The organism is Microbacterium sp. zg.Y909, assembly GCF_024626565.1.
Genome location: NZ_JANJFJ010000147.1, coordinates 1 through 9684, shown reverse-complemented (window position 1 = coordinate 9684; position 9684 = coordinate 1). Strand labels below are relative to the sequence as shown.

The following is a 9684-nucleotide window of genomic DNA, read 5'->3' as shown; positions in this document are numbered from 1 at the left end:
ACGAACAGGAACACGAGCATGATGAGCATCGGCACCGCCACGAAGATCGGCGGGCGGGCACGCTTGCGCTTGGCGAGCCGCGTCGTGACCACGCCCGTTGCCGGGCCGCGTGCATCGAACTCGGTGCGCGGAACGTAGATGGATGATGTCATTTCTCTCTCCGATTCCGCTTCACTTCGCGTACTGCACGCGCGGATCGAGCCACCCTTGGGCGACGTCGGCGAGCAGGTTGCAGAGGATCACCATGATCGTGGCGACGAGCACGGCACCCTGGACCACCGGGTAGTCGCGGGCGCTGATCGCCTCGACCAGGAGCGCTCCGAGCCCGGGCCAGCTGAACACGACCTCGATGACGAGGGTGCCGCCGAGCAGGGTGCCGAGCTTCGAGCCGAAGACGATCACCGTCGTCGGCAGCGCGTTGCGCAGCATGTGCATGATGACCCTGCCGTCGGAGATGCCGCGGGCGCGCAGCGCGTCGACGAAGTCCTGGTTCTTCACCTCGAGCAGGCTGGCGCGCAGAAGCCGGGTGAGCATCGCCGCCGCGGACGTGCCGAGGGTGATCGCCGGCAGCACCAGGTGCCGGAGATTCGACCAGACGGCATCCGGGGATCCCGCGATGATCGAATCCACGATCGGCAGGTAGGTCACGACCGGCACGTTGTACGAGGACCCCATGATCCCCCCGGTGGGGAAGATCGGAAAGGCGACGCAGAGCAGCAGGATCAGCATGATCCCCTGCCAGAACGTGGGCATCGAGACCCCGAACATGCTGCCGACGGTGCCGAGGCGGTCCCAGACGCTGTTCTGCTTCAGCGCGGAGATGAGCGCGAGCGGCAGCGCGATCAGCACGGCCACGATCATTCCCGCGATCGTCAGCTGCAGCGTCGCGCCGAGCCCTTCCACCAGCGCCGTCGACACCGGGATGCGCTGCGTGATCGAGATGCCGAGGTCACCCCGGATGGCTTGGAGGATGAAGGTCGCGTACTGCAGCGGCAGAGGCTGGTCCAGTCCCATCTCCGCACGCAGGAGCGCCCGCTGCTCCGCAGTGGCCCCCTCCTCCGCCGCCAGGAGATCGACCGGATCCCCTGGCAGCACGCGCACGAGGAGGAACACCATGATGGATGCGCCGAACAGAACCAGCAGCGCCTGTGCGACTCTGCGTCCGATGAAGCCGATCATGCCGCCGTCACTCCTTCAACTCGACGCCGGTGACGTTGTACTGCCCGATCGGCGAGGGGACGAAGCCCTTTACCGACGTGGAGACGCCGTAGATCTGGTCGGGGTTGACGATGGGAACCCACGGGGAGTCATCCATCAGCATCTCGATGAGCGGCTCGTAGTACTCGTTCGCCGCGTCCATGTCGGGGACGTGACTGAACGCGGTGTCGATGAGCCGGTCGACCTCGGGGGAGGTGTAGCCGGTGAACACCTGCGACTCGCGCGTCGAGCTGTGGAAGTGCTGACGCCAGATCTCGTCGCAGGTGCCGCGACCGGCACCCCAGCTGGCCAGGTACAGCTCGCTGTCCCCCGCGTTGATGCGGGCGAGGTAGGCGCCGTCCTCCATCGAGTTGACGTTGACCTTCAGCCCGGCCGCGCGCAGCTGGCCGGCGATCGCCTCGGCGACGTACTTCTCGCTCTCGACGGTGTCGAGCGTCACGGGGGGAAGCTCGCTGAGGACCTTCGATGCCTTCTCGGGGTCGAAGTCGTAGCCCTCGAAGTCGGGGTTGTAGCAGTTCATGTTCTGGAACGCCGGCTGGTTCAGCGGCTCCGCTCCGCCCTCGAAGACCGCCTCGGCGATCTCCTTCTGGTTGACCGCGTGCTGCATCGCCTGGCGGACGCTCTTGTCGGCGAACTGACCGCGCTCGACCTGCATCCCCAGGTGCCAGACCTCGGTGCCCGAGGCGGAGACGGCCTCGGTGCTGCCGAACAGCGTCGCGGCCAGGTCCGCGGGCACGTTGCCGATGATGTGCGCCTCGCCCGACTGCAGCGCCGCGATGCGGCTCGCCGTCTCGGGGATGACCTTGATCACGAGGCGCTCGACTTTGGCCACCTCGCCGAAGTAGTCCTCGTTGCGCTCCAGGATGATGCCGCGTCCCGGATTGTCGCTGACGAAGACGAACGGGCCGGTGCCGATCGGGCTCTTCGCGAACTGCTCCGGACCGACCTCCTCCATATAGCCGGGCGCGGCCATCTCGATGTAGGCGAGCGCGAGGGGGAAGGCCCCGTCGCGCTGCGTGGTGTGGAAGTTGACGGTGTGCTCGTCGACGACCTCGACGCTGTCGAGGGTGACCACGAGAGAACGCCGCGGCGACGCCGTGTCGGGGTCGAGGATGCGGTCGAAGTTGTACTTCACCGCGGCGGCGTCGAAGACCTCACCGTTGGTGAAGGTGACGTCGTCCCGCAGCTTCACCTGCCAGGTGGTGTCCGACACCATCTCCCACTCGGTGGCGAGAGCGGGGATGACCTGCAGGTCGTTGTCGAGCTCCATAAGGGGGGTCATGATCTGCCGCACGACGTACTGCGTCGCCCGCCCTCGGAAAGCGGCCGGGTCGAACGTCTGCACCGCTTCCGTCTGGGCGATGACCAGCTCCGTGCCCTGCACCGACCCGGAGGCCTGGCCCGATCCGCCCGCACAGGAGGTGAGCACCAGCGCGAGGCCGGCCAGGCCCACGGCGATCGCCCGCGCCGGCGTGCGGGTCATCCTGGAGCGTCGTTGCTTCTGGGGATTCACTGTCTTACCTTCCGTTCTCAACCCGAAGTCGCGATCGTCGCGGATCGGGCTCGGGATGGGCGTTGATGAGCTCTTGCGTGTACTCCGCGGTGGGCGAGGTGAGCACTCTGCTCGCATCGCCCTGCTCGACGACCTGCCCGTTGCGCATCACGCAGACGTCGTCGCAGAACTGCTCCACCACAGCGAGGTCATGCGACACCATGAGGTATGTCATGCCGAGCTCTCGCTGCAGGTCCTGGAGGAGCGTGAGGATCTGCGCCTGGATCGACACGTCGAGCGCCGAGACCGGCTCGTCGAGGATGAGCAGCTTCGGCGCCACGGCCAGCGCGCGGGCAATCGCGATGCGCTGGCGCTGACCACCGGAGAACTCGTGGGGGAACTTCTCGGCGGCAGAGCCGGGCAGCCCGCACATCTCCAGCAGCTCCGCGACCCGGGCGCGGCGTTGCGCCGCATCACCGAGCCCGTGCGTCAGCATGCCCTCCGCGACGAGCGATCCTACGCGCCACCGCGGGTTCAGCGAGGAGCCCGGATCCTGGAACACGATCTGGATGTCGCGCGTCACCTGGGCGGCGTCCTTGCGCGAGAGCTTGACGATGTCCTTGCCGTGCCAGAGGATCTGCCCGCTGTCCGGGGTCAGCAGCCGGCACACCATGCGGGCCGTCGTCGACTTGCCCGACCCGGATTCGCCGATCAGGCCCATCGTCGTCCCCTCACGCACCGAGAGCGAGACATCGTTCACCGCGTGGACGGCCGACTTCTTGGCGAAGAGGCCACCCGCTCGGAACACCTTGTCGAGGTTGCGGACGTCGAGTGCGATGGTCATCGGAGTACCTCTTCTGCCAGGAGCGACCGCTGCGGGAGCGGGTTGAAGCAGCGCACGATGCTTGCACCGACCTGCTCCGCTTGCGGCAGCTGCTGGTGGCACACGGGTGTCGCCGAGGCGCAGCGGTTCGCGAACGGGCAGGCCCGCGCCTCGCCGACGACGGGCACTGCCTGCCCAGGAATCGGGCGCAGCGCGGACTTCTGTCCGCGCTTGGGCAGCGTGTCGAGCAGCGCCTTGGTGTAGGGATGCCGCGGCTCGTCGAAGAGGTCGAAGATCCCGGCCTTCTCGGCGACGATGCCGCCGTAGAGCACGACCACGCGGTCGCAGGTCTGCGCCACGACCCCGAGGTCATGCGTGATGAGGACGACGGCGGCATTGCGGTCGCGGCAGACCTTCTGCAGCAGCTCGAGGATGCGCTTCTGCACGGTCACGTCAAGGGCGCTCGTCGGCTCGTCGGCGATGATGATGTCGGGGTCGCCGATCAGCGCGACCGCGATCGCGACGCGCTGGCGCATGCCGCCGGAGAGCTGGTGAGGGTAGGCGTCGAGCCGGGACTTCGCGTCGCGGATCTGGACCTCCTCGAGGATCTCGAGGGCGCGCTGGCGCGCTTGGGCCTTCGTCGCCTGGGGATTCGCCGCGCGGTACGCCTCGACGAGCTGGTACCCGACCGTGTACACCGGGTCCAATGCCGTCAGCGCATCCTGGAAGATGTAGCCGATGCGGCGGCCACGCACCTTGCGCATGTGGGAGCGGGATGCCTCCACGAGGTTGTGTCCGTCGAACTCGATGCGCCCCGAGACCTTGGCGTTCTTGGCGAGCAACCCCACGATGGCCTTCGCGGTCGCGCTCTTGCCGGCGCCGGACTCGCCGACGACGCCGAGGAACTCCCCCTTGCGCAGCTCGAACGATGTGTCGACGACCGCATTGACCGCGCCGAACTGCACCCGGAGCCCCTCGACTCGGAGGATCGTCTCGGATCCGCCTTGCTGAGTCGGTAACTTCATCGTTTCCACTCCCATCGTCAGGAATGCAGGCTGCGCCATCGCCCGAGAGCCCGACCGACCTACTAGATATAAAGTATAGAATACTGGATGTGCGGGTCGCCGCATGTTTTATTTCGGCGACCCGCCTCCAGGTTTCAGTCGAGGTCCGCGAGTGCGGGCTCGACGGGTGCTGCCAGCAGGTCCGAGAGCGCGGCGGCGGGCGTGTCCGGGCCCGCCGTCAGCACGAAGTCCTCGATCGCTGCCAGTCGTTCATCGGTGACGAGGCCGCCCACCAGGCCGCGGAACTTCGTCCTGACGCCCTCCCCGTCGAAGTCGCGATCCTGCGGCGGCGTGGTCTGCAACGTCCGCGTCGAGCCGTCCGTGAGGCGGATCTCGACATCGGTGACGAAGCGCCGGGCACGCCCGAGCTCGTCGATGCGCGGATCATGGACCACGTCGATGCGGCGCATGAGGTCCCAGATCTCCGGTCGGGCGAGCGAGGCCCCGGAGAACTGCTCGACGTAGGCCGCGCCGTCCAGCAGCGCGACAGCCGTCGCGAAACGCAGGTTCATCTGGGCGCTGAGCGGCGCGCCAGGCGGCTCCATCTCCCACGCTGTGCGGCGGGCGACGCTCTCACTCACGCCGATGCGGATGCTCTGCACATCCTCTGCCCGCAGGCCTGCAGCGCGCTGCTCGACCATCGCATCGATCGTCGAGTGCAGCATGATGAGGCATGCGTGCCGCTTGATGCCGATGGTCTTGAGGATCCACTCCTCACCGAGCCCGTCGGTGAGCTTGGTGAAGTCCGCCTCGCCGGCGTCGCCCAGGATCGCCGCAGCGAGCCCTCCGTAGGGATGCTCGATGACCGACTCCGTGCCGACGAAACCCCGGCTCGCCAGTGCGGCACCCACCAGACCCGACTGCGCGGCCATGCCGTGGTGCATGCGCTTGACCATCGATTTGTACTGCGCCGACATGAGGCCGCTGGCCCGCGTCACCGAGTTGCCGATGGCGCTTTCCATCTGCGCAGCATCCAGCCCGAAGACCGAGCCTGCCGCGACAGCGGAAGCGGCCGTGCCGTACACCGACCCGGTGTGCCAGCCGATGGTGCTCAGCCGTCCGCCGCCCATGGCCATGCCCACGCGGGGCCCGACCTCGTAGCCGACGGTGAAGGCGCGCAGCAGGTCGCCGATCGTGGCATCCGGATGCACATCCGCCGCCGCCATCGCCGCCGTGACGACCACTGAGGAGGAGTGCAGCGCCCCGTGGGCGTGGAAGTCGTCGAGCTCGAAGCCCTGCACGAACGTGCCGTTGAGCAGCGCGGCGCTGGAGGGCGAGACGCTCTTGCCCCACCCCCACAGCGTCGCGCCGGTGCCCGAGTCGACGATGGCGAGGGCCTCGACCGCCTTGCGCGCCCACGGAAGCTTGGCGCCCACCAGCCCGCAGGCGATGCCGTCCAGCAGCAGCAGCCGCGTGCGCTCGAGCACATCCGTCGGGATCTGGGCGTACTCGAGGCCCGAGGCGAACTCCGCCACAGCGCGGGTGACCCGCACGTCGGCGGCGAGGGTCGTCATCGCCCTGCCTCGGTGGCCGCATGCGCACCGGCGCGGCCACCGAACACCACGTTGCGGGTCATGCCGCTGGTGGAGGGGTAGTTGTGATAGAACATGCCGACGATGTCGCCGTTGGCGTAGAGACCCTTGATCGGCTTCTGCGAGGTGTTGAGCACCTGGCCGTCCGCGTTCGTCTTGACGCCGCCGAAGCTGAAGGTGATCGCTCCGGTGACGGCGTAGGCGAGGAAGGGGCCCTTCTCGATCGGCAGCGCCCAGTTGCTGTGGGGCGGCACCAGGCCCTGGGCGTTGCGGCCGTCTTCGACCGTCGGGTCGTAGGTGACTGCGACGTTGACGGAGTCGTTGTACTCCGACACGGTGCGCTCCAGCGCAACGGGGTCGATACCGATCTTCTCGGCGAGCTCCGCGATCGAGTCGGCCTGGTAGGGCGTCGCCGAGCGGTACGCGTCGGGGAACAGCGCCGTGGCCTGCTGGTCGTAGATCTGGTACGCGATGCCGTCGGGCTGACGCGACACGGCCCAGCCGGTCTTGGCGTACGTGTACGTGCGGTGGCGCTCGGACTCGTCGAAGAACCGCTCGCCGTTCGTGTTCACGGAGATGCCGTAGGGGTACGCGTAGCGGTTGACCTTGTTGTCGACCTCGACGTTGGGAGCGCTCGCGTCGATGGGCGAGGCGTGACCGCCCTGCCACTGCCCGGACGTGTCCGCACCCAGCTGGACGGCCATGTCCAGCACCTCGCCGGTGTTGTGCCGGCTGCCGCGCACCTTCATGAGGTCCGAGCCAGGGGGCAGGTAGCGGGCGCGACGCTCGGCGCTGGCCTGGAAGCCACCGCTGGCGAGGATGACCGCCTTCGCCTCGATCTCGGTGCGACCATCGGGGCCGTCGACGACGACGCCGTGCACCCGGTTGGAGTCGCCGAGGATGCCGGAGACGCGGGTGCCCGTGCGCAGCTCGATGCCGAGTTCGTCGCCGATCTTGATCCACTGCTCGACGAGGCCGAGGCCGCCGCCGACCGGGCCGAGAACGGTGCCCGGGGGGAACTCGAGGATGCCGTCGCGGTCGACCGGCGTCTGCCAGGCCAGCCACTTGTGGCCGAGCTCGGTCATCCAGTCGATGGCGTCGCGGGAGTCCTCGACCAGGGTGCGGGCGAGCTCCGGGTCCATCAGACCCTTGGTGACGCGGTTGAGGTCGCTCGCGAAGTCTTCCTTCGTGTACGGGCGCACCTTGAAGCGACCCTTGAGCTCCTCCTGCTGATCGGAGTTGAGCAGCTCGAAGAGGTCGTCCGTGCCGTCATGCACGACACGGAAGCCCATCTTCGAGAATCGGCAGTTGCCACCCACTTCGTCGCGTGGCGCCTTCTCGATGACCAGCACCCGCTCTGCGCCGGCATGACTGGCGGCGACCGCCGCTGCATACCCTGCACTGGCTCCGCCGACGACGACGACGTCGTACTTCTCACTCATTTCGCCTCCATGGTGGTCGACTTCGTCGATCGACCGCTGCCCTGAATGTACCGTATATAGAAAGGATTGTATAGATTATACGGAGACGTTTCAGAAGTGTCGTCAGTCGCCCTTGAGGCGTGAGAGGCGTTCCTTATAAGCGTCCTGGACGTGCGCGCCCACGAGCTTGCCGGCCTCGGCGGCATCACCCTTCTCTATGGCGGCGACGATCTCGTCGTGAGCGTGGAGGAACTCCGTGACGGAATCGCCACTGTCCCATTGGCTCTGCGAGGTCGGGATCACCGTCTTCCACAGCGGCCCTACGACGCGATCGGCGATGTACGGGGCTCCCGCGCGCATGAGCGCGAGGTGGAACTCCCGGTTCAGCCGAGAGAGCCGTTCGGCGCCCTGCCCCGCCGCGACGGCGGCCTTGAGTTCTTCGTGCTTGCGCTTCACGTCCGCAAGCGCACTCGCGTCGCTGCGTTCGACGGCGAGCTCCGCGAGCAGCTTCTCGACCTCGATACGGAAGCGGTACAGCGCGTACAGGTCTTCCTCGGGCATGGTGTTGACGGTCGCACCGCGGTGAGGCGAGTAGCTGACGTGCCCCTCCGCCTCCAACTGCCGCAGCGCCTCGCGCACGGGCGTGGCGCTGACGCCGTAGCGGGCACTGATGTCCCCTTGCCGGATCTGCGCCCCGGGCTCGATCGCCCCGTCGACGAGCTCCTGCCTCAGGCGCTGCAGAACATATTCCGCTTTGCTCAGCGGCCTCTCGAAAGACTCCGCCCGTCCGGCCCCAGCCTCGGGTTCGCGTGTACTCATCCGCACAATTTACCCCACGTATAGAATGCAGATATTATCTATACTCTATATCTTCTTGGAGGAGCATCATGACCGTGCACCTGACCGTCGACGAGGGCGTCGCCTGGGTCACCCTCGACCGCCCCGAGGCCCTGAACGCCCTCGACGCTCCTACTCGCGCGGAGCTGCGCACCATCTACAGACGTATCTCGGACGACAGCGAGATCCGGGTCGCCGTTCTGACGGGTGCCGGCGACAGGTCGTTCTCCACCGGCGCGGATCTCAAGTCCGCACCGGCGAGCGCCGACAGCCTCGTCGTCCAGGAGTTCGGAGGGCGCAGCGACCACCTGCTGGCCGATTTCCCGGTGGACAAGCCGACCATCTGCGCGATCAACGGCTACGCGCTGGGCGGCGGGCTCGAGATCGCCCTGCGTGCGGACATCCGCATCGCCTCGGCGAACGCGAGCTTCGGACTGCCGGAAGCGCGCATCGGCAGCATCCCCGGCAGCGCCGGCACGCAGCTGCTCCCCCGCGTCGTGGGCGTTCCGAACGCGATGAAGATGATCCTCACCGGTGAGCGCATCGACGCCGAGGAGGCACTGCGCATCGGCCTCGTCCAAGAGGTCGTCCCCTTCGAACGCCTGCAGGAGCGCGCCTCGGAGCTCGCCCGGGCCATCGCCGGCAACGCCCCGCTTGCGATCTCCGCTGTGAAGAAGCTCGTCACCATGTCTCAGGAGGTCCCCCTCGAAGCCGGCATCGCTGCGGAGCGCTACGCGTTCGGTCTGCTCCGCGACACCGAGGACCGTGCCGAAGGGCGCCGCGCATTCGCCGAGAAGCGCACCCCCCGTTTCGTGGGCCGCTGACGCGCTCGATCGCGCACTATAGAGGGGCATCCCGCCCTCCGCGCAAGGGGCCACATCGTCGACCTATGTGGATAGAGTGAAGGCTCCCTATCGAGGAAGATGCGGATGGACGGATCGATCGACCAGCCCAGCGCGGACCAGCGGCCACTCAGCAAGGCGGAATACGTCTTCCAGCGTCTGCGGAAGGAGTTGCGCGACGGCACCATCCCTCCGGGCGCGCAGATCCGACAGACCGACGTCAGCTCGCGCTATGGCGTGAGTGCGACCCCCGTTCGGGAGGCGCTGCGTCGGCTCGAATCCGAAGGAATGGTCGACTACTCCCCCCACCGTGGGGCGACGGTCACCGAAATGCCCACGCATGACGTGCGCGACCTGTACCTCTTCCGTGCGGAGGTCGAGGGGTTCCTCGCCCGACTGGCCAGCGAACGCGCCGACGCGGCGTCGCTGAGCGCGCTGCGCGCCACTCACGACCA

General features: G+C 67.6%; 9 protein-coding genes. 2 read left to right on the top strand and 7 right to left on the bottom strand.

All coding sequences use genetic code 11. The annotated features are described in order from the left end of the window. Positions 1-171: 171 nt before the first annotated feature. The 7 genes from NQ160_RS11915 to NQ160_RS11885 form a co-directional block, all read right to left on the bottom strand. Positions 172-1179 carry an ABC transporter permease gene (locus NQ160_RS11915; RefSeq protein WP_257515452.1) on the bottom strand — a complete coding sequence of 336 codons (1008 nt, stop codon included), beginning with the start codon at positions 1177-1179 and terminating at the stop codon, positions 172-174. 7 nt (positions 1180-1186) lie between these two features. Further along, positions 1187-2701 carry an ABC transporter substrate-binding protein gene (locus tag NQ160_RS11910; protein ID WP_257515451.1) on the bottom strand — a complete coding sequence of 505 codons (1515 nt, stop codon included), beginning with the start codon at positions 2699-2701 and terminating at the stop codon, positions 1187-1189. Positions 2702-2735: 34 nt separating this feature from the next. Next, positions 2736-3554, bottom strand: a complete 819-nt coding sequence (locus NQ160_RS11905) for an ATP-binding cassette domain-containing protein (RefSeq protein WP_257515450.1) — start codon at positions 3552-3554, stop codon at positions 2736-2738. Then, positions 3551-4558, bottom strand: coding sequence for an ABC transporter ATP-binding protein (locus NQ160_RS11900; RefSeq protein ID WP_257515449.1), 1008 nt, complete (start codon positions 4556-4558; stop codon positions 3551-3553). The genes NQ160_RS11905 and NQ160_RS11900 overlap by 4 nt, the downstream gene beginning before the upstream one ends. 134 nt (positions 4559-4692) lie before the next feature. After that, positions 4693-6111, bottom strand: coding sequence for an MmgE/PrpD family protein (locus NQ160_RS11895; protein ID WP_257515448.1), 1419 nt, complete (start codon positions 6109-6111; stop codon positions 4693-4695). After that, positions 6108-7571: an FAD-dependent tricarballylate dehydrogenase TcuA gene (gene tcuA / locus NQ160_RS11890; RefSeq protein ID WP_257515447.1), complete on the bottom strand. Its 1464-nt coding sequence runs from the start codon at positions 7569-7571 to the stop codon at positions 6108-6110. Before tcuA ends, NQ160_RS11895 begins: the two co-directional genes overlap by 4 nt. Before the next feature lie 102 nt (positions 7572-7673). After that, positions 7674-8369: a GntR family transcriptional regulator gene (locus NQ160_RS11885; protein ID WP_257515446.1), complete on the bottom strand. Its 696-nt coding sequence runs from the start codon at positions 8367-8369 to the stop codon at positions 7674-7676. 68 nt (positions 8370-8437) lie between these two features. Between NQ160_RS11885 and NQ160_RS11880 the strand changes: the two genes are divergently transcribed. Together NQ160_RS11880 and NQ160_RS11875 are read left to right on the top strand one after the other, a co-directional pair. Beyond that, positions 8438-9211, top strand: a complete 774-nt coding sequence (locus NQ160_RS11880; RefSeq protein WP_257515445.1) for an enoyl-CoA hydratase/isomerase family protein — start codon at positions 8438-8440, stop codon at positions 9209-9211. A 105-nt stretch (positions 9212-9316) separates the two neighbouring features. Further along, positions 9317-9684, top strand: a 368-nt coding sequence (locus tag NQ160_RS11875) for a GntR family transcriptional regulator (RefSeq protein ID WP_257515444.1), incomplete at its 3' end; no start/stop codon positions are given.

Coding starts and splice junctions, on each gene's coding strand:
- NQ160_RS11900 (WP_257515449.1), bottom strand. CDS start 4,558: ATGAAGTTACCGACTCAGCAAGGCGGATCCGAGACGATCCTCCGAGTC.
- NQ160_RS11905 (WP_257515450.1), bottom strand. CDS start 3,554: ATGACCATCGCACTCGACGTCCGCAACCTCGACAAGGTGTTCCGAGCG.
- tcuA (WP_257515447.1), bottom strand. CDS start 7,571: ATGAGTGAGAAGTACGACGTCGTCGTCGTCGGCGGAGCCAGTGCAGGG.
- NQ160_RS11885 (WP_257515446.1), bottom strand. CDS start 8,369: ATGAGTACACGCGAACCCGAGGCTGGGGCCGGACGGGCGGAGTCTTTC.
- NQ160_RS11895 (WP_257515448.1), bottom strand. CDS start 6,111: ATGACGACCCTCGCCGCCGACGTGCGGGTCACCCGCGCTGTGGCGGAG.
- NQ160_RS11910 (WP_257515451.1), bottom strand. CDS start 2,701: ATGACCCGCACGCCGGCGCGGGCGATCGCCGTGGGCCTGGCCGGCCTC.
- NQ160_RS11915 (WP_257515452.1), bottom strand. CDS start 1,179: ATGATCGGCTTCATCGGACGCAGAGTCGCACAGGCGCTGCTGGTTCTG.
- NQ160_RS11880 (WP_257515445.1), top strand. CDS start 8,438: ATGACCGTGCACCTGACCGTCGACGAGGGCGTCGCCTGGGTCACCCTC.